General features: G+C 73.9%; 19 protein-coding genes. 8 read left to right on the top strand and 11 right to left on the bottom strand.

All coding sequences use genetic code 11. The features are described from left to right. Position 1: 1 nt before the first annotated feature. Positions 2-784 (top strand): lysostaphin resistance A-like protein, encoded by a 783-nt coding sequence (locus ACH4TP_RS07890; protein WP_398436413.1) that lies wholly within the window; start codon positions 2-4, stop codon positions 782-784. 28 nt (positions 785-812) lie between these two features. Here the strand turns inward: ACH4TP_RS07890 and ACH4TP_RS07885 are convergent, their stop codons facing one another. The 4 genes from ACH4TP_RS07885 to ACH4TP_RS07870 all read right to left on the bottom strand — a co-directional run bounded on the left by ACH4TP_RS07885 (position 813) and on the right by ACH4TP_RS07870 (position 6,384). Beyond that, on the bottom strand, positions 813-2,537 hold the full coding sequence (locus tag ACH4TP_RS07885; RefSeq protein ID WP_398436412.1) for an alpha/beta hydrolase: 1,725 nt from the start codon (positions 2,535-2,537) through the stop codon (positions 813-815). Between the two features lie 99 nt (positions 2,538-2,636). Continuing rightward, a complete protein-coding gene (locus ACH4TP_RS07880; protein ID WP_398436411.1) occupies positions 2,637-3,635 on the bottom strand; it encodes a 1-aminocyclopropane-1-carboxylate deaminase/D-cysteine desulfhydrase in 999 nt (332 codons plus the stop codon). 72 nt (positions 3,636-3,707) lie between these two features. After that, a complete protein-coding gene (locus tag ACH4TP_RS07875) occupies positions 3,708-5,672 on the bottom strand; it encodes an alkyl/aryl-sulfatase (protein ID WP_398179352.1) in 1,965 nt (654 codons plus the stop codon). A 67-nt stretch (positions 5,673-5,739) separates the two neighbouring features. Continuing rightward, positions 5,740-6,384, bottom strand: a complete 645-nt coding sequence (locus ACH4TP_RS07870) for a TetR/AcrR family transcriptional regulator (protein ID WP_398436410.1) — start codon at positions 6,382-6,384, stop codon at positions 5,740-5,742. Positions 6,385-6,631: 247 nt separating this feature from the next. Between ACH4TP_RS07870 and ACH4TP_RS07865 the strand changes: the two genes are divergently transcribed. Next, on the top strand, positions 6,632-8,128 hold the full coding sequence (locus ACH4TP_RS07865) for a DHA2 family efflux MFS transporter permease subunit (protein WP_398436408.1): 1,497 nt from the start codon (positions 6,632-6,634) through the stop codon (positions 8,126-8,128). A 53-nt stretch (positions 8,129-8,181) separates the two neighbouring features. On the opposite strand, the gene ACH4TP_RS07860 is transcribed toward ACH4TP_RS07865, so the two are convergent. Next, complete coding sequence (locus ACH4TP_RS07860) at positions 8,182-8,571, bottom strand: DUF4440 domain-containing protein (protein ID WP_398436406.1); 390 nt, start codon at positions 8,569-8,571, stop codon at positions 8,182-8,184. Between the two features lie 139 nt (positions 8,572-8,710). Between ACH4TP_RS07860 and ACH4TP_RS07855 the strand changes: the two genes are divergently transcribed. Next, entirely contained in the window at positions 8,711-9,214 is a 504-nt protein-coding gene (locus ACH4TP_RS07855; RefSeq protein WP_398436404.1) for a GyrI-like domain-containing protein, read from the top strand. 49 nt (positions 9,215-9,263) lie between these two features. Here the strand turns inward: ACH4TP_RS07855 and ACH4TP_RS07850 are convergent, their stop codons facing one another. From ACH4TP_RS07850 to ACH4TP_RS07840, 3 genes are all read right to left on the bottom strand, one after another. Beyond that, positions 9,264-9,908: a hypothetical protein gene (locus ACH4TP_RS07850; protein WP_398179367.1), complete on the bottom strand. Its 645-nt coding sequence runs from the start codon at positions 9,906-9,908 to the stop codon at positions 9,264-9,266. A 5-nt stretch (positions 9,909-9,913) separates the two neighbouring features. After that, on the bottom strand, positions 9,914-10,831 hold the full coding sequence (gene htpX / locus ACH4TP_RS07845) for a zinc metalloprotease HtpX (RefSeq protein ID WP_398179370.1): 918 nt from the start codon (positions 10,829-10,831) through the stop codon (positions 9,914-9,916). A 127-nt stretch (positions 10,832-10,958) separates the two neighbouring features. Then, complete coding sequence (locus ACH4TP_RS07840) at positions 10,959-12,158, bottom strand: acyl-CoA dehydrogenase family protein (RefSeq protein WP_398436403.1); 1,200 nt, start codon at positions 12,156-12,158, stop codon at positions 10,959-10,961. A 143-nt stretch (positions 12,159-12,301) separates the two neighbouring features. On the opposite strand from ACH4TP_RS07840, the gene ACH4TP_RS07835 reads away from it, so the two are divergent. Both ACH4TP_RS07835 and ACH4TP_RS07830 read left to right on the top strand, forming a co-directional pair. Continuing rightward, positions 12,302-14,107, top strand: a complete 1,806-nt coding sequence (locus tag ACH4TP_RS07835; RefSeq protein WP_398436401.1) for a CoA transferase — start codon at positions 12,302-12,304, stop codon at positions 14,105-14,107. Further along, a complete protein-coding gene (locus ACH4TP_RS07830; RefSeq protein ID WP_398436399.1) occupies positions 14,104-15,759 on the top strand; it encodes a class I adenylate-forming enzyme family protein in 1,656 nt (551 codons plus the stop codon). The genes ACH4TP_RS07835 and ACH4TP_RS07830 overlap by 4 nt, the downstream gene beginning before the upstream one ends. 66 nt (positions 15,760-15,825) lie before the next feature. Here ACH4TP_RS07830 and ACH4TP_RS07825 read toward each other — a convergent pair whose 3' ends face one another. From ACH4TP_RS07825 to ACH4TP_RS07815, 3 genes are read right to left on the bottom strand one after another with little or no spacing between them, the layout of a single operon-like run. Then, a complete protein-coding gene (locus ACH4TP_RS07825) occupies positions 15,826-16,626 on the bottom strand; it encodes an ABC transporter substrate-binding protein (protein ID WP_398436397.1) in 801 nt (266 codons plus the stop codon). Then, complete coding sequence (locus ACH4TP_RS07820) at positions 16,575-17,453, bottom strand: metal ABC transporter permease (RefSeq protein ID WP_398436395.1); 879 nt, start codon at positions 17,451-17,453, stop codon at positions 16,575-16,577. Before ACH4TP_RS07820 ends, ACH4TP_RS07825 begins: the two co-directional genes overlap by 52 nt. Further along, the gene (locus ACH4TP_RS07815) at positions 17,450-18,085 is read right to left on the bottom strand and encodes a metal ABC transporter ATP-binding protein (RefSeq protein WP_389224873.1); all 636 of its coding nucleotides are present in this window, start codon (positions 18,083-18,085) and stop codon (positions 17,450-17,452) included. Before ACH4TP_RS07815 ends, ACH4TP_RS07820 begins: the two co-directional genes overlap by 4 nt. Positions 18,086-18,228: 143 nt before the next feature. Between ACH4TP_RS07815 and ACH4TP_RS07810 the strand changes: the two genes are divergently transcribed. The 3 genes from ACH4TP_RS07810 to ACH4TP_RS07800 are packed head-to-tail and all read left to right on the top strand — an operon-like array spanning position 18,229 to position 21,384. Further along, the gene (locus tag ACH4TP_RS07810; protein ID WP_398436393.1) at positions 18,229-19,230 is read left to right on the top strand and encodes a sporulation protein; all 1,002 of its coding nucleotides are present in this window, start codon (positions 18,229-18,231) and stop codon (positions 19,228-19,230) included. Next, positions 19,227-19,391 carry a hypothetical protein gene (locus ACH4TP_RS07805; RefSeq protein WP_389224877.1) on the top strand — a complete coding sequence of 55 codons (165 nt, stop codon included), beginning with the start codon at positions 19,227-19,229 and terminating at the stop codon, positions 19,389-19,391. Before ACH4TP_RS07810 ends, ACH4TP_RS07805 begins: the two co-directional genes overlap by 4 nt. Before the next feature lie 49 nt (positions 19,392-19,440). Next, positions 19,441-21,384, top strand: a complete 1,944-nt coding sequence (locus ACH4TP_RS07800) for a potassium transporter TrkA (RefSeq protein ID WP_398436391.1) — start codon at positions 19,441-19,443, stop codon at positions 21,382-21,384. Positions 21,385-21,410: the final 26 nt, after the last annotated feature.

Genomic DNA, 21,410 nt, shown 5'->3' with positions numbered 1-21,410 from the left:
GGTGCCCCGCCGCGATCCCGACGACGCCGAGCGGCCCGCGGCACGAGCGCGTCCCACCGCGGGCGACCCGGCGCGGAGCCGGTGGCGCGGGACGATCGGCACCTGGCCGGCCGTCGGCCTCGTGGTCGCCGTTCTCGTCGGGGCCAACCTGCTGTTGCACCACTGGACCGGACCGCTCCGCCTGGTGACGGCCGTCGCGGTCAGCGCCCTGCTCCTCGGCGTGCTCCGCTGGTCGGGCGGCACCCTGGCGGACGCGGGACTGGCACGCGGGACACTGGCCCGGGGCGCGAGGTGGGCGCTGGTCCTGATCGGCCTCGTCGGACTCGTCTACGCCGTCGGAGCGCTGCTGCCGGACACCCGCTCGCTGTTCGAGGACCGGCGGTACGACGGGATGACCGGGAGCGGGTTGGCGGTGCGCGTCCTCGTGGTGGTCCCCGTCGGTACCGTCCTGGTGGAGGAGATCGCCTTCCGCGGAGTGCTCTACGGGCTGGTGCGCCGAGCCCGTGGGACGGTCTGGGCTACCAGCGTGTCGAGTCTGCTGTTCGGTCTGTGGCACGTCCTGCCGTCCCTGCACCTGGCGGCGGCGAAACCCGCGCTGGCGAGCGTCGTCGGCGACTCCGCGCTCGGCGCCGTCCTCGCGATCGCGGCCGCCGTCCTGTTCACGGCGGCGGCGGGCGTCCTGTTCTGCGAACTGCGCCGCCGCAGCGGCAGTCTGCTGGCGCCCATGGGCCTGCACTGGGCGGTCAACGCGCTCGGCTACCTCGTCGGCTTCCTGCTGCGCTGACCGGGCGATCGCGTCGGGCACACGGGGCTCAGCCGGCCGGATGGATGATCTCCCGCAGCCGGTCCAGGTCCTGCGGAGTGAAGCCCGAAGGCCTCATGACGGCGTTCCAGCCGTCGACGTACGCGGCCTTGTACGTGTGACCGTGCCCGTCCGGCACGCCCGTGGAGAACGGCAGGTCGGCGGTGACCTGCCAGAAGGTCACGAAGGGGATCCAGACCATCCCTTCGAGCACGTCGCTGCCGGGCGCCTGGCCGATCCAGTCGGGTTCGGAGAACGCCAGATCCGGGCTCCACCAGACGATCGGATCGGACGGGTGCATCAGGTACAGCACCCGCGTGCCGTTCCACTGCGCGTCCTCCGGAGGGATCCCGGCGGTCGGTTCGTCGGTGAACCGTACGGTCCGGCCCTCCTTGTAGACGGGCTCGATCTCCGGACTCCCCGCGTCGCGGTGGTCACTGAACTCGCGGAACAGGGTGTTGAAGTTCGGAGGACCGGCGAATAGGGTCCCGGCGGTGCGGTTGCGCAGGTCGTACTCTCCGCTGAAGGCCGCCTCGCCGCCGAACGACCCCAGGCTCTCGCCGGCGACGAACAGCTGCGGGCGCTTGTCCTGGGGCAGCTTGGACCAGACGTCGTAGACCGCGTCGAAGAGCTCCCGGCCGGCCTCGCGCGCCTTGGACTGGTCCACGAGGTAGGAGAGCCACGACGGCAGGTACGAGTACTGCATCGCCACGGTGGCGGAGTCGCCGCCGCCGAGGTACTCGAACGAGTCCACGGCGGCGGGGTCGACCCAGCCGCTTCCCGTGGTCGTCATGACGAGCAGGCGCGCGCGCTCGAAGCCGCCTGCCCGCTGGAGGTCCGCGACGGCCCGCTCGGCGCGCGCCTCCGCGTCGTCGGCGGTCTGGAGCCCCGCGTACGCCCGTACGGGCTCCAGCGCCGGGCGGTGGGTGAACGCGCCGATGTCCCGGGCCGACGGCCCGCTGCCGGTGAAGGCCCGGCCCTGGTAGCCCAGCGTGTCCCACGGCACCAGCGAACCGGGCCCGCCGGAGCGCAGGGTGGTGGTGGGTTGGTGCACGCCTTCGGGCGTCTCGTCGTCCCGCAGCGAGAACGCCTCGTTGGTCGCGTTCACGAAACCGGCGAGCAGTACGCCGCTGACGACGGCCCAGGCCAGGCCCGCCACGACGACCCAGCCGACCACGCGCGCCGCGCGCGGCCCGATCCAGCGGCGGAGGAGACGGGCGAGCCAGCGGTACAGGCGGCGCAGCCCCCGGCCCGCGAGCAGGAGGAGCCAGAAGACGAGCGCGGCCAGGAACGGGGAGGCGACGGCGGCGAGGACGTCGTAGTCGGTGACCCCCATGAGCTCGCGGATCTCGTGCTGCCAGTACTGGCCGAACCCGAACGCCAGGCCGAACAGCACGATCGCGCAGACGATCAGAACGCGCCACGACCTGCGGGAGGCGTCTCGCGCCTCCCGGTCGGCGAACGCGCGCCACACGTAGGCCGCGATCACGCCGAGCCCGTAGCCGATGGCCGCGCTGATGCCGCAGATCAATCCCTGGAGCACCCCGCCGCGAGGCAGCAGGGACGGGGTGAAGGAGAGACAGGCGAGGAGGAGCGCACCCCAGCAGCCGGGGAGCGTGAACCGGAGCGACCGACGCCGTTTCGCGGAGCCGTCATCCGGCACGGTGCCTTCGGTCTCGGCGGCCTCGCGGCCCGGGGAGCCGTCCGCCGGGGATGTGTGCGCGTCAGAAGCCATGGCTGTCCTCCGGGAAAATGGTCCCAAGGCCCGCCCCGGCCCGCCACCTGTGACTCCCCTCCCCGCGGCCGCCCCGGCGCGGGCGACCCGGACCGGCCCTCAGCGGGGTCCGTGGGTCTGCAGGAACACCACCGGGCCGTCGTCCAGGCGGCCGGCCGCGTCCAGGTCGAGCAGGGCCGCGAGCGCCTTGGCGGTGTAGGTGCGTTCCAGGGCCGGCCCGGTCTGCGCCGATACGAGGGCGAGGGCGCGGTCGCCGGCCGGGGTGGGGTGGGCGTAGCCGTCCCCCAGCCAGGCCGTCTCGGTGCGGATCGCGTCGGGGGCCGGCCCGGCGTCGTCCAGATCGGCACCCCGGGCCCGGAGCAGGGCCGTGGAGCGGCGGGCCAGCTTGAGGAGGGTGGCGGAGTCCAGCTTCAGGGTGTCGTTGACGACGACGCCGAGGACACGGGTGCGCAGCCCGGCGAGCCGCAGTCCGAGGGCGAGGCCCGCGGCGGTCCCGCCGGATCCGACGGCGGTGACGAGCCACGCCGGCTCCGGCAGTTCCCCGGCCTCGACCTGCGCGCCCAGCTCCAGGGCGATCTCGACCGCGCCGAGCGTGCCCAGCGGCGAGGAGCCGCCCGCCGGGAGGTAGTACGGCGGAGTGAGGCCGTGGGAGTGCCGGGCGAAGAGCCAGGGCGCGGCCAGGACCAGCCTGGTCTTGGTGTGCAGGAAGTGCAGCGTCGCGCCGGAGGCGCGCAGCCGTTCCAGCTGGGCCCGCACGTGCTCGTCCACCGGGTGGTCGATCAGACCCAGGGCCACCCCGAGCCCCGACTCCCGCGCGTACCGGGCGGTGGCGAGGCCCCAGTTGGTGCCGAGGCCGCCGACCGTGAGGATGGTCCTCGTGCCGCGCCGCCGGGCTTCCGGCAGCAGCCACTCCAGCTTGCGGACCTTGTTGCCGCCCCAGCCGCCGTCGCCGTATCCGCTCTCGTCCTTGATCCACAGCTCGGAGCGTGTGCCGAGGCCGGGCAGCCGCCGCACCGGCGTGGGGGCCTCGCCCAGCCGGAGGAAGGGCAGCGAGTCGGCCAGTTCGGGGCAGCGGCGGTGCAGCAGCGGGGGTGGCATGGAGGAGACGGTAGGGCAGCGGGCCACCGGACGGACCGGTTCCGGCGCCGGCCGGCTCACGCGGTCACGCGGTCACGGGGTCACGATCGGGAACTCCGGCTCGGGGGTGTCGAGGACGCCGAGCAGCTGCGGCAGGAGCGTGCGGTCGCCGGTCATGGTGATGCCGTCGGTGCCCTTTCCGGCGAGGAGGGAGATGAGCCGGGGCTTGGTCATCGTCAGGGTCAGGCCCGCGTCGGGGTCGGGGCGGGTGTCCGTGGTCCAGGTGAGCAGGCCGTTGGCGAGGCGCAGGTGCCAGTAGTCGGCGCCGATGTGCCAGTCCATGGTGATCCGCAGGGACCAGGCCTTCGGGCCGTCGACGCGGACGGCGAGGCTGTCGATGATCTGGCCGACGCCGAGCGCCAGGTACATGTCGGGACCGAGGGCGGCGGTGGCGTGCGGCGTGATGCCGTGCAGGAGTTCCTGGGCTCCGGTGAGGTAGAAGTTCCGCCAGACGGCGTTCTCGACGGCCTGTCCCAGGCGGGTGTAGAGCGCGGCGAGCTGCCGCCGGGCCCGGTCGTCGCCGGGGTCGTTGAAGACGGCGTGGTTGAGCAGGGTGACGGCGAAGCGCAGTTCGCCCCGGTCGGCGTAGTGCCGGGCGCGGGCGCGGACCGCCGCCTGGCCGCCCAGGGACTCCACCCAGAGGCGGGCCTCCTCGACGGGCGGGTGTTCCCAGAGGTGGGCCGGATTGCCGTCGAACCAGCCCATGTACCGCTGGTAGACGGCCTTGACGTTGTGGCTCAGCGAGCCGTAGTAGCCGCGATTGGCCCAGACGCCTTCGAGCTGGGGCGGGAGCCGGAAGGTCTCCGCGATCTCGGTGCCGGTCATGCCCCGGTTGATCAGCCGGACGGTCTGGTCGTGCAGGTAGCCGTACAGGTCCCGCTGGTGGGTGAGGAGGCCGACGATGGCGTCGTTGCCCCAGGTGGGCCAGTGGTGGGAGGCGAAGGCGACGTCGGCGGCGCCCTCGTAGAGCCCGATCGACTCGGTGAGGTAGCCGGCCCACGCGTGGGCGTCGCGGACCTGGGCGCCGCGCAGGGTGAGGATGTTGTGCATGGTGTGGGTGGCGTTCTCCGCCATGCACACCGCGCGCAGGTCGGGGAAGAGGAAGTTCATCTCCTCCTGGCACTCGGTGCCCGGGGTCATCTGGAACCGGATCCGCACCCCGTCGAGGACGGCCTCCTCTCCCGTGCTGCCGATGGACCGGGTGGGGGCGATGAGTCCGACGGTGCCGAGCGAGACCGTGAGGCCGAGCCCGCAGCCGACCTGCGCGCCCGCGTCCTTGGGGAGCGTGGAGCCGTACATGTAGGCGGCGCGGCGCGCCATGGCGGTGCCGACGTACACGTTCTCGCTGACCGCGTGCTCCATGAAGCCCTTCGGGGCGAGGACGGGCACGTCCCCGGCGCCGTCCGGCAGCACGCCCCGGCAGCCGCCGAAGTGGTCGACGTGCGGATGGGTGTAGATCATCGCCCGGACCGCGCGGTCGCCGCGGTGGGCGCGGTAGAGCCGCAGCGCCGCGGCGGCGGTCTCGGCGGAGATGAGCGGGTCGATGACGATGATGCCGGTGTCGCCCTCGACGATCGTCATGTTGGACAGGTCCAGGCCCCTGACCTGGTAGATCCGGTCGGTGACCCGGTACAGGCCCTGGCGCGACAGGAGCCGCGCCTGCCGCCACAGGCTGGGGTCGACGGTGTCGGGGACGCCCTCACCGCCCTCCGCGTCGGCGAGGAACCGGTAGGCGTCGGGGTCCCAGGCGGTCTTCCCGGCGGCGGTGGTGATCGGTCCGCCGGTGAACGCGGCGATGAACCCGCGGTCCGCGTCGGCGAAGTCGGCCTCGTCCTCGTACGGCAGCCCGTCGGTCCGCGTGGGGGTCCGAGGCCCCTCGGGCGGGTGCCCGTGCCCGGCGAGCGCCTGGGCGGTCTGCGGGTTCAGGGAGACGGAGGCGGCCGCGGCGCCCATCGCGGCGGCGGCCGCGACGAAGCCGCGCCGGTTCATCGGAGTCATGACAGGGTGACGTCCTTCCCGGTGCTCGGTGAGGACGCCCACTATTGCAGTGTGACTGCAATACGAGTCAAGGGGTCTGCGGCACGACCTCGAGGAGCGCCCGCAGCGTCCGCTCGACCGCCGCCCGGGCCGCCGGCTCGTCGAGCCCCCGACGGGAGCGCAGATGGTCCCAGACCGCCCAGGACGAGGAGGCCTCCAGCGTGTCGAGCGGCCCCCCGGGTTCTTCGGCGTCCGGCATCCGCCCCAGCTCGGGCGCGAACACCGCGGCGAGGTCAGCCCGGAACCAGGCGTCGCCCTCCGCCATCACCCCGCGCAGGCCCGGCGAGTCCGGTTCCAGACCGAGCCCGATCCTGCGGATCGGCGTCATCACCTCGTACATCCGGCCGCGCTGTGCCACGAGCGCCCCCACCTTGCGGGCCGTCCCCCACGCGGGCGGTACCGGTTCCGCGTGGACGCGCCACCGCTCGGCCTGCCGCCGCGCGGCCGCCACGTACAGCGCCTCGCGGTCGGCGAAGTGCACGAACACCGTCCGCTCGGACACGCCCGCCCGCTCCGCGATCGCCTTCCTGGTGGGTTCCCGGCCGCTCTCCGAGATCAACTGGAGCAGCGCGTCGAGCAGCGCGGAGTACGTCCACTCCGGGTCCCGGCGCCGCCGCCCCCGCGCGCCGCCGTCCGTACGCCCGGGGCCCTTTCCCGCCTCTGTGTCGCTCACCGCCCCATGGTGGCAGAGGGGCGGGAGGGCCGGAGGTCGCCCGCTCGGCGTACGTCAGCGCTTCGGGGAGGGGGAGAAGGGTTTGTGCGCACCCCCGTGGGCCCTCCGGTGGAGTCGGCGGGAACGGGCGGCGGCGGTAAATGGGTTGAGCCCGGGCGGTGGTGCCAGGAGGATCGGGGAACACCGATGAGTTCTTCCCGGCGCCGAGGTCTGTCCAGGTGACCCGCCCCGAGCGGAGGACACTCACATGACGGAAGGCACCATGCTCGCATCCCCCGCGGAGCCCGTGCTCCCACCCGCCCGCGTCACCGCCGTACTACGGATTCTCGTGCTGTCGACCTTCGTCGTCCTCCTCAACGAGACGATCATGGTGAACGCGATCCCGCGGCTCATGCGCGAGTTCGAGGTCACCGCGGCAGCCGCGGGGTGGCTGTCCACGTCCTTCATGCTCACCATGGCCGTCGTCATCCCGGTGACGGGATGGTTCCTCCAGCGCGTGACGACCCGGACCGCCTTCGGTACGGCCATGGCGCTGTTCCTCGCCGGCACGTCCCTGGCCGCGGCCGCGCCCGCCTTCCCCGTGCTGCTGGCCGCCCGCGTCATCCAGGCAGGCGGCACCGCCGTCATGATGCCGCTGCTCATGACGACGCTGATGACCCTCGTGCCCCCGCACGACCGCGGCCGGGTCATGGGGAACATCACCCTCGTCATCTCCGTCGCGCCCGCGCTCGGCCCCGCGGCCTCCGGCGTGCTGCTGCAACTGGGGACGTGGCGCCTGCTGTTCCTGGCCGTGCTGCCCATCGCCGGAGCCATGGCCCTCCTCGGCCGGCGCCGGCTCGTCAACATCGGCGAGCCGCAGGCCGGACCCATCGACTGGCCGTCCGTACCCCTGGCGGCGCTGGGCTTCGGCGCCCTCGTCTACGGCCTGAGCGGCCTCGGTGCCGAGAACTCAACGCAGGCCCCCGTGCCCCCGGCGGTCACGACCCTGGCCGGCGGCGTCCTGGTGGGGCTGTTCGTATGGCGACAGCTGGCGCTGCAGCGCTCGTCCACACCGCTGCTCGACCTGCGCACGCTGACGTACCGTCACTTCTCCGTGGCGCTCGGCCTGATGTGCCTGTCCTTCATGGCCCTCATGGGCGGGTTCATCCTGCTGCCGATCTACCTCCAGGAGGTGGCCGGCCTGAGCTCGCTGCAGACCGGGCTGCTCCTCATCCCCGGCGGCCTGACCACGGGCCTGCTCGGACCGCAGGTCGGCAAGCTCTACGACCGGCTCGGCGCACCCCGCCTCGTCGTACCCGGAGCCGTGCTCACCGCGGTATGCCTCGCCCTGTTCGCCTTCACGGGCGAACAGACCTCGCCGTGGCTGGTGCTCGTCCTCCACGTGGCTCTGAGCGCCGGCATGGCGTTCGTGTTCACGCCGATCTTCACGTCCGGCCTGTCCGTGCTGCCGCCGCACCTCTACCCCCACGGCTCCGCCATCCTGGGCTCGCTCCAGCAGGTCGCGGCCGCCGCCGGCACCGCCCTGGTCATCAGCGTCATGTCGGGACGCGCCGCCACGGCGGCGGCCGGCGGCGCCGACGCCACCGGTGCCCTGGCGACGGGCATCCGGTGGGGATTCGGCGTCGGCGCCGTGATCGGCGGGCTGACCGTACTGATCGCCCTGCTGGTCCGCACCCCGCCCGCTCCGCAGCAGCCCGCCGAGCCCAAGGTCCAGGACGAGGCGGCACCGCACCCGTCGGCGTGATCACGCCGGTCGCCCCTGCCGCACGGGCCCCGTGCGGCAGGGAGGGGTGGGCCTCAGGCCTCCGGCACGGGCGTGGCGTGGTGGTAGTACATCCGCCACCCGGTCGCGTCGTCCAGCTTCCGCCAGATCGAGCTCCTCCGGGCCCGCCTGCCGTCGAGCACCGTCTCGAAGGTCAGGTGCACGATCCCCGGTGCCAACAGGGTGCCGGTCATCTCGCCGGCCTCGTACCGCGGCCCGTCGTCGGCCGCGCCCTGCATGACCGGCATCCCCGAGAGCATCGACTCGCGATCCCACCTACGGCCCGAGGCGCCGACCTCCACGAACTCCGGATCGAGGAGCTGCTCCGTCAACGCCCTGGAGGACCGCACGGCCGGGCTCAGCAACAGCAACTCCCGCTCGATGACCTCGGCCACGCTGCTTTCCCCGTCCCCGTCACTGTCCATATCCATATCCATATCCGTGTCCATGGGAGCATCCTGCCCCGGCGCAGTGCGCGGCGATGACCTTCCCGCGCGGGTCCGGTCGGTACGTTCCCCGTACGCCCTCGAAGCGGATCGAAGCGGATCGGAGCGCCGGAACGACATGAGCATGCGGAACGACCACGACAGCGACACCCCGGACCACGAGCAGCGGCCCCGGCTCGTGGAACTCGAACCCCAGACCACCGCCGTCGTACGCGGCGCCGTGCCCCTCGGCGAACTGCGCACGTTCTTCGACGAGGCCTTCGGGGCGCTCGGGCGGGTGCTGCAGAGGCAGCAGATCCCGCCGAAGAGCGCCGCGTTCGGGCTGTCCCACGGAGGACCGGGGGAGACGCTGGACCTGGAGGTCGGGTTCGTCACGGAGCGGAAGGTGAGCGCCGAGGACGGAGTCGTCGCCGGCGGGCTCCCCGGCGGGAGGGTCGCGCGGATGACGCACCGCGGCGGGTTCGACGGGCTCGCGGAGGCCTGGGAGCGGCTCGGGGACTGGATCCGGGCGCAGGGGCTGCGGGGCGGCGAGGACCGGTGGGAGGTGTACGTGACGCGGCCGACGCCGGGCATGGACCCCCGGGACCTGCGGACCGAGCTCAACTGGCCGATCGCCGACTGACGGCGCGCCGCCGCGCGATCCGTACGGGCGAGCGCCTCCCGTACGGCCTTCAAGGCCCCGGGAGCCGCTCCGCCCCGCCGAGCCCCGGCGCGCCCCAGACCGGGAACCACCGCTCCATGTCCGGCTCCATCGCGAGATCGCCGGCCAGCAGCCCCCTGACCTGGAGCTCAAGGGCGTTGTCGCGGCTCTCCGCGCGATCGGCGCGCGGCGCGAAGGGGTAGAAGGTGCCGCGCTTGTAGAGGTACACGAGCGCGAGGTCGCGCGCCCGGTGCCCGTCGGCTCCCGCACCGTCGCCCGGTGCGCGGAACGCGGTCAGGGAGCAGAGCAGGTTGGGGCCGAAGCCGGCCTCCTCAAGGAGCGCGTTGACCGCGTGCAGGTCGTTGACCAGCGTGATCAGGTCCTCGGCGGGACGCCGTACGGTGAGCCAGGTGTAGCCGTACGCGTCCGGGGCGTACGTCACGGGGGACGCCTCCGGTCCGGCCGCCGCCTCGACGTCGAGGAGGTCCCGTACGTCCTCCTTCAGGCGCGCGAAGGCGCCGCCCTCCACCGCGGCGAAGCACACCGAGCCCGTGCCGGCCGGGACGAAGCCCGTGCCCGCCTGGAGGGTGAGCGCCGCGGCCGGCAGCCCGAAGAGACGGTCCAGATCGGGCCGGACCGGCCGGCTGCGCCCGAGGATGCTGTCGAGCAGTCCCACCGCCGTCACGCCCCGCCGAGCTGCGTCGAGATCCGCGTGAGCTGTTCGAGCCGCTGCTCCAGGGAGGGGTGGGTGGACAGGAGCCGGCTCAGGCTCTCCTTCGAGGAGAAGGCGGGCGCGAACCAGAAGGCGTTGTACGGCTCCGCCTTGCGCAGGTCCTTCGTCGGGATCCGGGCCATCTCGCCGCTCACCTTGGTGAGCGCGGAGGCGAGCGCCGACGGGCGGCCCGTGAGGAGCGCGGCGGCGCGGTCGGCGGCCAGCTCGCGGTAGCGGGACAGTACGCGGGTCAGGAGGAAGCTGACGACGTACACGGCCGCGCTGACCACGGGGACGAGGATCACGGCGAGGCCCATGGTGCTGTCCCGGCTGCGGCCGAGACCGCTGTAGAGCGCGACCCGCGTCATCATCCCCGCGAGGACGCCGAGGAAGGACGCGATGGTCATGACCGCCGCGTCCCGGTGCGCCACGTGCGACATCTCGTGCGCGAGGACCCCTTCCAGCTCCTCCGGCTCCAGGCGGCGCAGCAGGCCGGTCGTGACGCAGACCAGCGCGGTCTTCTCGCCGCGGCCGGTGGCGAACGCGTTCGGCACGTCACTCTCGGCGACCGCCACCTTCGGCTTCGGCATGTCGGCCAGCGCGCAGATCCGGTCCACGGTGCCGTGCAGCTCGGGGGCCTGCTCGCGGGTCACCTCGCGTGCCCCCATGCCCAGCGCGGCGATCCGGTCGCTGAACCAGAACTGCCCGACGAACAGGGCGCCCGCGATCAGCAGGATGACCGGCCAGGATCCGCGCAGCAGCACCAGCAGGACGCCGACGAAGACCACGTACAGCAGGCCGATCAGGAACATCGTCGTCGCCATGCGCGCCGAGAGCCCCCGGTCGGGGCTGTAGCGCGAGCGGGACGAGGACCGGGTTCTGGGCATCCGCGCACCCTCTTCCACCGGCGGGCGGGATCGGTTGGACCCCGGGCGGGGCAAGCCTTCCGCCCCCTCCTGCCAGTGTGCTCCCCCGCACGCCGGAACGGACGGACGGAGCCCGGCCGGGCCGCTCTCAGACGGGTGCGACGGCAGGGGCCTGACCGTGGCTCCGCAGGACGCGCCGGGCGACGGACGAGACGTGCTGCTCGTCCGGGCCGTCGAGGATCCGGGCCGTCCGTCCCGTACGGAACAGCGCCGGCAGGGGCGTGTCCGGGCCGAGTCCGGCCGCGCCGAAGACCTGGACGGCCCGGTCCGCGACGTCCTGGAGCGTGCGGGCCGCCGCCGTCTTGGCGAGGCCGACCTCCACGTGGGCGTCGCGTCCGTCCGCGACCAGCGCCATCGCCTCGTGCACGAGCGGCCGTGTCGTCCTCAGTGCCAGCAGGGATTCGAAGACGTGCTGTTGGACGAGCTGACGGTCCGCGAGCCGTCCCCGGGCACCCTCGCGCGCCGTGGCGCGGTCGCAGAGGAGGTCGAAGGCCCGCTGCGCCTGGCCGATCCAGCGCAACGCCCGCAGGGTGCGGCCCAGGTGGAGGCGTTCGCCCGCGACGGCCAGGGCCTGGCCGGTCTCGCCGACGAGATGGTCCCCGCCGACCTCGACACCGTCGAACTCGATCTCGTACTGCCCGGTCGCGCCGAGAACCGGGAGCTCGCGCACCACCCGGAAGCCGGGTGCGCCGGTCGGCACGAGGAGGAGGGACAGGCCGGTGCGCTCTCCCGCCGATCCGCCCGTGCGGGCGAGCACGGTCACGAGGTCCGCGTCGCCCGCGTGCGACACGAACCACTTCCGGCCGGTGATGCGCCAGCCGCCGCCGGGCCGCCGCTCCGCCCGGGTCGCCGTGAGCGCGGGCTCGGTCCCGGGCGTGCCCGGCTCCGTCATCGCGTAGCAGGCACGGAGGTCGCCGGAGACCAGGCGCGGCAGGTACTCCGCGCCCACCCGTGCGGATCCGTGCCGGGACAGCATGGTCACGTCGAGGAGGGAGGCCGATCCCAGGGCCGCGGGACCGTGGTCGCTGGCCCCCTCGGCCTCGGCGATCGCCGCGTACGCGCTCAGGGCCAGCCCGCCGCCGCCGAGTCCGGCCGGCAGGGGCAGCGCCCACAGGCCGGACTCACGGGCCTCCGCGCGCAGCCGTTCCCGGAGGGCCCCGGCGGTCGGGCCGCCGGCGTCGAGAACCGGCTCGGCGGGGAAGACGCGCTCACGGACGAACGCGGAGACCTTCTTCCGCAGCGGATCGACATCCGCCGGGCCGTGATCCGTTACGTCATGATCCGTCACTGTTTCCTCCGTCTCGGGAACTCGGCAGAACACGCGTCCGACTGCCTGCCCGTGGAAGGGGTCGGGCGTACCGGCTCCCCAGTTCCCGCGACCGTGAAGTCCCCGCGCGGCGGTCACCACCGCCGCGCCAGGAGAGGAGAGCCATGGCGTCATCAGCGACCGCGCGCACCGCGGCGGTCCGCCGTCCGCTCGGACCAGACCGTCCGCTCGACGCACTGCGCTGCGACATCGGCGGCCCCGAGGCCCTGACCCGCGTCGTCTCCGACCATCTGGGGAGACTCGGGGCGGCGGTGGTGCGCGACGAGGGCCGGGAGGACATCGCGCTCGGCGGCGGCGGGTTCGCACCCGTCACGGCCCGTACCACCTGGGGACCGGCCGGTTCCGGAGTCGAGGACGAGGCCACCGCCCAGGCCGCCACCGGCGTCATGGCCGTCCACGGCCGCCGCCACGGGGCCCCGCGCGGCCTCGGCGTCGACTACCTGGCCACCGCCACCGGCGTCCTCGCCGTCCAGGGCCTGCTCGCCGGGCTCGTCGGGCAGGCCCGGGGCGGTCCGGCGGCCCGCGTGTCCACGACGGCCGACCGGGCCGGGCTGCTCGCCGTGTCCCAGTACGTCGCCGCCGCCGGCGCCGACGAGCCGGAAGCCGTCGACCCCGCCCCCGGGGGACCGCCGTTCACCTCCGCCGACGGCGTCCTGTTCGAGCTGGAGACGCTCGACCCGGGGGCCTGGGCGGAGTTCTGGCGCGCCCTGGAGGCCCCCGCCGACGCGATACGGGCGGGCTGGCGGCCCTTCCAGTTCCGGTACGCCACCGCCTGCGCGCCCCTCCCCGCCGGCCTGCACGAGGTGACCCGCCGCCACGCCTGGGCACGGATCCGGCAGGCCGCCGCGCTGTCGGGAGCCGAGGTGTGCCGTCTCCGTACGCTCGCCGAGCGCGCGGCAGAGGACGACGGCGCCGATCCCTGGACCCTGCGCGCGCTGGACCGGGGCCGCCCGGCGACCGTGACGACCGCCGCCATGGCGGTCGTCACGGCGGACCGGCCGCTGGCCGGACTGACCGTCCTGGAGGCGGGCCGCCGCATCCAGGCGCCGCTGGCCGCGCACCTGCTGGGCCTGCTCGGCGCCCGCGTGGTCCGGATCGAGCCGCCGGGCGGCGACCCGCTCCGGGGCATGCCGCCGGCCTGCGGCGGGACCTCCGCCCGCTGGCTCGCCCTCAACCGGGGCAAGGAGGCCGTCGAGATCGACATCAAGGCGCCCGGCGACCGGAGCCGACTGCGCGAACTCGTGGCCGGCGCGGACGTGTTCGTCCACAACTGGGCCCCGGGCAGGGCCGCCGCGCTCGAACTCGACGCCGAGCACCTGACCGCCGTCAACCCGTCCCTCGTCCACGCCTACACCGGAGGCTGGGCCGGCCGGCTCGCCGACGCCCCCATGGGCACCGACTTCATGGCGCAGGCCCGCACGGGCGCCGGAGAGGCCGTCCACCCGGCCGGCGAACCGCCCGTACCGTCCCTGATGACGCTCCTCGACGTCCTGGGCGGCCTGCACGGAACGGAGGCCGTCCTCGCGGGCCTGCTCCTGCGCGAGCGCACGGGCCGGGCGGTACGGGTCGAGTCCTCGCTGCTCGGAGCGGCCGACACCCTCCTCGCCCCCGCCCTGCGACGGGCCGCCTCCGGCGCCGACCCCCGGCGCCCCGCCGGGTTCCGGCACCCGCTCAGGACCTCCGACGGCTGGATCGCCCCCAGCGACACCTGCGCGCCGGCCGCCACGGCGTACGACGTCTCGGGCCTGTGCACCGGGGACGCCCTGGACCAGCTGCGCGGCCACGGCCTGGCGGCCACCGCCGTCACCACCGATCTGGCCGCGCTCCACCACGACCCGCGCCTGTCCGGCCCGATCGGCCGGGACGCGCACGGCGCCCCCGCCGTTCCCGACCCCTGGAGCCTCGCGTGACCGTCACCCTGACCGACCTGCTGCCCGCCGGACTCCGCCGCTCCTGGGTGGTGGACGGCACCTGTCCCGACCTCGACCTCTACAGCCTCTACCGGGCGAGACAGATAGCCGACCTGCACCGCACCGCCGTGATCGACGCCAAGGGCGCGCTCTGCTACACCGCGCTCGACCGCAAGGTCCGCTGTCTGGCCGGGGGCCTGCGCGGTCTCGGCATCGGCGCCGGGGACGTCGTCGCGGTCCAGCTCCCCAACGACCGCCACGCCGTCGTCGCGGAACTGGCGCTCGCCGCGCTGGGCGCCGTCGCCCTCCCCTTCCCCGTCGGGCGCGGCGCCGTGGAGGCCGAGTGCCTGCTGCGCCGCGCGGAGGCGGTGGCCGTCATCGCCGTGACCGAACACCGCGGGCAGCACCACGCGGCCGACCTCCGGACCCTCGCCCCAGGGCTGCCCGCCCTGCGCCACGTGATCGCCGCGGGCCGCGGCACCGCGCCCGAAGGAACGATTCCGCTGGCCCGGTTGACGCGCACCGACCCCGCCGGGTTCGTCCCGGCCCGCCCCGACCCCGACACCGCCGCGCGCATCCTGGTCTCGTCCGGGTCGGAGGCGGAGCCGAAGATGGTGGCGTACTCGCACAACGCCCTGGCCGGCGGGCGCGGCAACTTCCTCGCCTCCCTCATGCCCGACGGCACCCCGCCCCGCTGTCTGTTCCTCGTCCCGCTCGGCTCGGCCTTCGGGTCGAACGGCACGGCCGTCACGCTCGCGCGGCACGGCGGAACCCTCGTCCTGCTTGACCACTTCACGCCCGAGGCCGCGCTCGCCGCCGTACGGGAGCACGCGCCCACCCATGTCCTCGGCGTGCCCACCATGATCCGGATGATGCTGGAGGCCCTGGAGAAGGCGGACGGCCCGCTGCCCGCCCCCACCGCGCTCGTCCTGGGCGGCGCGCCCCTCGACGAAGCCACCGCGACGGCGGCGGCCGAGGCGTTCGGCTGTCCGGTCGTCAACCTCTACGGGTCGGCGGACGGCGTCAACTGCCATACGGGACTCGGGGGTTCCGTGCCGCCCACCGACCGCTCCGGGGTCGTCGCGGGCCGTCCCGACCCCCGGGTCGCCGAGATCCGCATCGCCGACCCCGACACGTGTGAACCGCTGCCCGAGGGGCGGATCGGGGAGATCGTCTCGCGCGGACCGATGACCCCCCTCCGCTACGTGGCCTCCCCGGACCTCGACGCCCGCTACCGCACTCCGGACGGCTGGGTCCGGACGGGCGACCTCGGCTTCCTCGACGAGGAGGGGGTCCTCCATGTCGTCGGGCGGCTGAAGGACATCGTGATACGCGGCGGCGCCAACATCAGCCCCGCCGAGGTCGAGCGGGAACTCGTCTCCCATCCCCGGGTGCGGGACGTCGTCTGCGTCGGGGTGCCGGACCCGCTGATGGGGGAGCGGCTCGCCGCCTGCCTGGTGGGCAGGGGCGCGGAGGCCCCGACGCTCGCGGAGCTCGGCGCCCACCTGGAGGAGCGCGGACTCGACCGGCACAAGCACCCCGAGCACCTGCTCGTGCTGTCCGAACTGCCGCTCACCGCCGCCGGAAAGCCCGACCGCGCCGCGCTGCGGCGCCGGATCGCCGAGCGGGGAACCGCCCTCGTCGAGGCGTGACGGCGGACGGGAGGGGAGGGGCGCCCCGGCGGCGCCCCTCCCCTCCCGCGCGTGGTCCGCCCGGTCTCAGCCCATGGCCTTCTTCAGCCCGGCCGCCGCGTCGCGGTACACGGCGAGGAGATCCAGGTCCTCGCCCGGGTAGTTGACGATCTCGACCTGCTCGGCGCCCGAGTCGGGCAGCACCGTGCCCGTCGACATGTGGGCGTTGTCGAGGACGAACGCGGGCTTCTTCGCCGAGAGCGCGGCGAGCTGGGCGGGCGTGACCGGTTCGGGGCCGTACGTGCCCACCGGCGTGGCGCCCGCGAGGCCGGCCGCCCAGGCGCTGAAGACCTGGGTGACGACGGCCGGGCTCTTCCCGCCCGGCCAGGCGGCCCTGAGCTCGCCGTTCAGCTTCGTGACCTCGCCGTCGAGCCGGGCCTTCCACCGGGCGGCGGCGTCCTTCGTGCCGAACAGGCCGCCCAGACGGGTCACTTCGGCACCGGCCTTCGCCGGGTCGTTGTCGAGGTTCACCTCGACGAGCCTCGCCTTCGAGCCCGCCGCCTCCTTGATCTTCGCGGCGTACGGCTCGAACGGCGCGTACAGCACGAAGTCGGCCTTCGCGACGGCGGCCAGGTCCGACGGCTTCGGGTCGTAGTCGGGGGCGTGGTGCACGGACCGGGGCACGATCACCGTGATGTCCTCGGCCCCGGCCGCCTTGGCGAAGGCGCCCTCCCAGGTGGTCGTCACGACGACCACCGGCCGGTGGTTCCCGTGCTCGGCGGTGTCCGAGGGGGCGGCGTCCCCGCCGCACCCGGTGAGCAGCGGCGGGGCCGCGCTCAGTGCGAGGAGGGAAGCGATGCGGGCGTGACGGACGCGGGTGCGCGCCATGAGCTGGTTCTCCGTTCGGGGACGAGATGTGCGGCGAGGACCACGGCCCCCGCCGTCAGGACGAGGACCGGGCCCGGGGGCCAGTCCAGCCACAGGGCCAGGAGGAAACCCGTCGCGTTGACGGTGACGCCGATGCCGACCGCCCACAGGGTGATCGACCGCAGCGAGCGGCCGAGGCGGCGGGCGGCCAGGGCCGGCAGCAGGGTCAGGGCGTCGACGAGGAGCGCGCCGGTCAGCTTGATGGCCCCGGCGACCGCGACGGCGACGAGGACGAGCAGCGCGGTGGTGAGGAGGCGTACGGGCACGCCCGAGCACTGGGCGAGCTCACGGTCGTACAGCAGCAGCCCCACCTCGCGGCGCCGCCACCAGAGCAGCGCCGGCACGGCCGCGGCGAGCGCGCCGAGGACCACGAGGTCGGGGGTGCCGACCGAGAGGATCGACCCCCAGAGGAGGGCGAAGGCCCCCGAGGCGTTGACGCCGGAGACCGCGAGGAGGAGGAGCGCGGCGGCGATGGCCAGGCTCATCAACAGGCCCATCGCCCCGGACAGTCCGGCCGGTGTGCGCGCCAGCGGGGCGATGCCCGCCCCCGACAGGGCGCAGGCCGCGAGGGCGCACAGCATCGGGTCGAGCCCGGTCAGCAGGCCGACGGCGATGCCGAGCAGCGCCACGTGCATCATCGCGAACCGCACCGGCATGATGTCGAGTCCGACGATCACCACTCCGATCACCGGCAGCCCGACGGCCGCGAGCAGCAGGGCCGCTCCTGCCCGCTGGACGGGCACGAGCTGGAGCACGGCGCCGAGATCGGCGGCCGCGAGCGTGCTCACCGGACCTCCCGCAGGCGGCCCGCGGCCATCTCCAGGACCCGGTCGCACCGCCGCGCCAGGGCCCGGTCGTGGGTGACGACCACGAGCGTGACCGGCAGCGCGGTCAGCACGTCGGCCGCCTCCTCCTGTCCCTCGAAGTCGAGGGCGGCGGTCGGCTCGTCGGCGAGGAGCACCCGCGCGCCCGCCGCGACGCAGCCGATCGCCCGCGCCAGGTACATGCGCTGCAACTGCCCGCCGGACAAGGTGTCCACGGGCCGCGCGGCCAGGGAGCCGACCCCGAGCCGTGCCGCGGCCTCCGCGGCCTCGGCCGGCGCCCCGCCGCTCGCCAGGAGCTCGTCCCCGCGGAGCGGGAACCGTCCGGCCGCGGGCTTCTGCGGGATCCAGGCGCACGACCTCCGCCGCCAGGCCCACTCGGCGGCGGAGCGCGCGCCGCGCCCGCCGACCTCGATGGTGCCGCTCGCCCGCCGGTGCAGTCCGAGGACCGCGCGCAGCAGCGTCGTCTTCCCGGATCCGTTCGTCCCGGTCAGCGCGATCCGCTCACCGGCGGCGATCTCCAGGTCGACCCCCGCCACGGCCTCGGTGCGGCCGTGCCGACAGACGACTCCGCGCATGCGTATGTCCAGTCCGCCCATCCTCTGCCTTTCGCCGCTGCCGTGCCGGTGCGGTGAAGGAGTCGGACGGGGAGGACGTCCGGTTCCCGTCCTTCCGCGGTGCGTTCCACCCCTATGCTTCTACATGCATGTAGAAGATCGAGATGTGAAGGAGAGGACGCCCCATGGTGTTCAAGCGTCTGCTCGGCTCGCTCGGCGTGGGTGGCCCCGCCGTGGACACGGTGCTCGACCCGGGTGCCGTGACGCCGGGCGGTGTTCTCGGCGGGCAGGTCCATCTGCGGGGCGGCGACGCCGACTTCACCGTCGAGCGCCTCACCCTGGAGCTCCTGGCCCGCGTCGAGGCGGAGCACGACGACGGGGAGTCCGAGGGCGCGGTGGTCTTCCACCGGCACGTGGTGGGTGGGAACTTCCGCCTGGCCGCGCACGAGCGGTACAGCGTGCCGTTCTCCTTCCCGGTGCCGTGGGAGACGCCGATCACCGAGCTGTACGGCCAGGACCTCGGCATCGTGCTCGGCGTCCGCACCGAGCTGGGCGTCGCCGGCGCGCGGGACAAGGGCGACCTCGACCCGCTCGCGGTCCGCCCGTTGCCCGCCCAGGAAGCGGTCCTGGAGGCGTTCGGTCAACTCGGCTTCGGCTTCGGGTCCGCCGACCTCGAACTGGGCCGCGTCGGGGGCACCGGGCAGCAACTGCCCTTCTACCAGGAGATCGAGCTCGTCCCGGCACCTCGGTACGCCCACCGGGTCAGCGAGGTCGAGGTGACGTTCCTGGCCGGTCCGACCGGGATCGAGGTCGTCCTGGAGGCCGACAAGCGCGGTGGTCCCCTCTCGGAAGGCCGTGACGAGCTCACCCGGTTCACCGTCGGCCACCACGACGTCGACCGGGTCGACTGGAACGCCGAGGTCGACGGCTGGATCCGGCAACTCGTCGAGCACCGCGCCCCGTACGGCGGTCATGCCCACAAGGACGAGTACGGCCACCACGACGACCACGACCACGGGCACGGCTCGGGCCCCGGAACGGGCACCGCGATCGCGGCCGGCGCCGCCGGACTCGCCGTCGGTGTGGTCGGCGGCATGGTCGCGGCCGAAGTCGTCGACGAGATCGGCGACTTCTTCGAGGGCGACGACGAAGAGGACGAGTACGACGGCGGCGACGAGGACGAGTGACGCGCGAGCGTACGATCGGCACCTTCGCCGGGACGCCGGGCCGGCCGGTCCCGCCGGGGCGGCGGCGCACCGGTGTGCCGTGGACGATCATGGTCGGTATCGTCGCTGATCACGCCGGTGCCGACGTCGCGGCTCCGGAACGCTTCGAGACCCGCGGCTGACGCACCGGCGCGCGGGGATGCGGCGCAGGTGCGGACGGGGGACTCTTCGGTGTGGCGTGACAGGCTGCGGGCGCGGTTCCGGTACTGGTTCGACGGCACGATGGACCGGGGGACACCGGCCCTGATCAGCTGGCTGGCCCTGGCCTCGCTGCTCCTCATCGTGGCGGCTTCGACCCTGGTCGTCCTGTTCACGGACACCGACGCCGAGGACAACGGCGGCTGGTTCGGCGTGGCCTGGATGAGCCTGCTCCGCACCCTCGACCCGGGCACCATGGGCGGGGACACCGGAGGCCCGGTGTTCCTCGGCCTGATGCTGATGGTGACGATCGGCGGCATCTTCATCGTCAGCGCGCTCATCGGTGTCCTGACCACCGGCCTGAACCAGAAGATCCAGGAGATGCGCAAGGGCCGCTCCCAGCTGATGGAGCGCGGGCACACGATCGTCCTGGGCTGGTCGGACCAGGTCTTCACGGTGATCGCGGAGCTCGTCGAGGCGAACCAGAGCGAACGCCGCTCCTGCGTGGTCGTCCTCGCCGACCGCGACAAGGTCGCGATGGAGGACGCGATCCGGACGCGGATCCCCGACACGGGCAGCACCCGCGTCATCTGCCGCTCCGGCAACCCCCTGGTCCGGGCTGACCTGGAGCTGGTCAGCCCGGACACCGCGAAATCGATCATGGTGCTGCCGCCGGTCGGCGACGACAGGGACGTCGACGTCATCAAGGTCCTCCTGCTGCTGCACAGCCGTACCTGGCGGGGACGCCGGCCCCACGTGGTGGCCGCGGTGCACGACTCGGACAACCTCGCGGCCGCCCGCCTGGCGGCGGGGGAGGGCGCCCTGGTCATCGACGCCGAGGACATCGCCGTACGCCTCATGGCGCAGGCCCACCGGCAGACCGGCCTGTCCGGCGTCTTCGACGAACTGCTCAGCTTCGTCGGCAACGAGTTCTACCTGCGCGAGGAGCCCGCCCTCACGGGGACGACGTACGGAGCGGCGCTCCACGCCTTCGAGACCGGGACGCCGGCCGGGCTGCGCAGGAGCGACGGCCGGGTGCTGGTCAACCCCGCCATGGACACGGTCGTCGAGCCCGGCGACCAACTGCTCGTGCTCGCCGAGGACGACCTCCTCATCCGGACGGCACGGACCCCGTCGCCGATCATCGAATCGGCCATCACGTCCGCCCCGGACGAGCGGCCCCGGATCGACCGGACCCTGCTCATCGGAGAGAACTCCCGCACGACGAAACTCGTCAGGCTCCTCGACAGCTTCGTCCAGCCCGGCTCCACCCTCGACATCGCCGCGCCACGGCGGCCGGACGCCGCCCTGAACCAGAGGGTGACCAACCTCCGCGTGGGGTTCAAGCACTGCGAACCGACGCGCAGGTCCTCGCTGGAATCCCTCGACCTGGGCGGCTACCAGCACATCGTCGTCCTCTCGGACGACACCATCGCCCCCGGGCCCGCCGACGACCGGACCCTGGTGACACTGCTCCACCTGCGGGACATAGAGGAACGCCTCGGAGACCCGTACTCGATCGTCACCGAGATGAACGACGACGCCAACCGCGAGGTCGCCCAGGTCACCAAGGCCGACGACTTCATCGTCAGCACCAAGGTGATCAGCCTCCTGCTCACCCAGCTAACGGAGAACCGCGACCTGTACGAGGTGTTCACCGACCTCTTCGACCCGGAGGGCTCGGAGATCTACCTCAAACCCGCCTCCCACTACCTCGTCCCCGGAGCCGGGGCGAACTTCGCCACCGTCGTGGAAGCGGCACGGCGCCGGGGCGAGACGGCGATCGGCTACCGGCTGGCCCGGCACGGCGAGGAAGCACCCGGCTACGGGATCTTCCTCAACCCGCCGAGGAGCGTCCCGCTGGTCCTCGGACCCGAGGACGCCGTCGTCGTGCTCGCCGAGGAGGAAGAGCCGTCCACGCCGGCCCCTTCCCCCGCGTCGACCACGGCGCGCACCCCGGCGACGGGCCCGTCATGAGGAACGGGGGCGTCGGCGGGGGCGCC

This window comes from Streptomyces sp. NPDC021012 (assembly GCF_044333355.1).
Lineage (GTDB): Bacteria > Actinomycetota > Actinomycetes > Streptomycetales > Streptomycetaceae > Streptomyces.
Note: the sequence above shows the minus strand (reverse complement) of the source record. Positions and strands in the feature narration are given on the sequence as shown.

Bases quoted from the DNA above. Each gene is read 5' to 3' on its own strand.
- ACH4TP_RS07875 (WP_398179352.1), bottom strand. From the start codon at position 5,672: ATGACTCCGATGAACCGGCGCGGCTTCGTCGCGGCCGCCGCCGCGATG.
- ACH4TP_RS07855 (WP_398436404.1), top strand. From the start codon at position 8,711: ATGAGCATGCGGAACGACCACGACAGCGACACCCCGGACCACGAGCAG.
- ACH4TP_RS07835 (WP_398436401.1), top strand. From the start codon at position 12,302: ATGGCGTCATCAGCGACCGCGCGCACCGCGGCGGTCCGCCGTCCGCTC.
- ACH4TP_RS07880 (WP_398436411.1), bottom strand. From the start codon at position 3,635: ATGCCACCCCCGCTGCTGCACCGCCGCTGCCCCGAACTGGCCGACTCG.
- htpX (WP_398179370.1), bottom strand. From the start codon at position 10,831: ATGCCCAGAACCCGGTCCTCGTCCCGCTCGCGCTACAGCCCCGACCGG.
- ACH4TP_RS07815 (WP_389224873.1), bottom strand. From the start codon at position 18,085: ATGGGCGGACTGGACATACGCATGCGCGGAGTCGTCTGTCGGCACGGC.
- ACH4TP_RS07865 (WP_398436408.1), top strand. From the start codon at position 6,632: ATGACGGAAGGCACCATGCTCGCATCCCCCGCGGAGCCCGTGCTCCCA.
- ACH4TP_RS07810 (WP_398436393.1), top strand. From the start codon at position 18,229: ATGGTGTTCAAGCGTCTGCTCGGCTCGCTCGGCGTGGGTGGCCCCGCC.
- ACH4TP_RS07825 (WP_398436397.1), bottom strand. From the start codon at position 16,626: ATGGCGCGCACCCGCGTCCGTCACGCCCGCATCGCTTCCCTCCTCGCA.
- ACH4TP_RS07860 (WP_398436406.1), bottom strand. From the start codon at position 8,571: ATGGACAGTGACGGGGACGGGGAAAGCAGCGTGGCCGAGGTCATCGAG.
- ACH4TP_RS07885 (WP_398436412.1), bottom strand. From the start codon at position 2,537: ATGGCTTCTGACGCGCACACATCCCCGGCGGACGGCTCCCCGGGCCGC.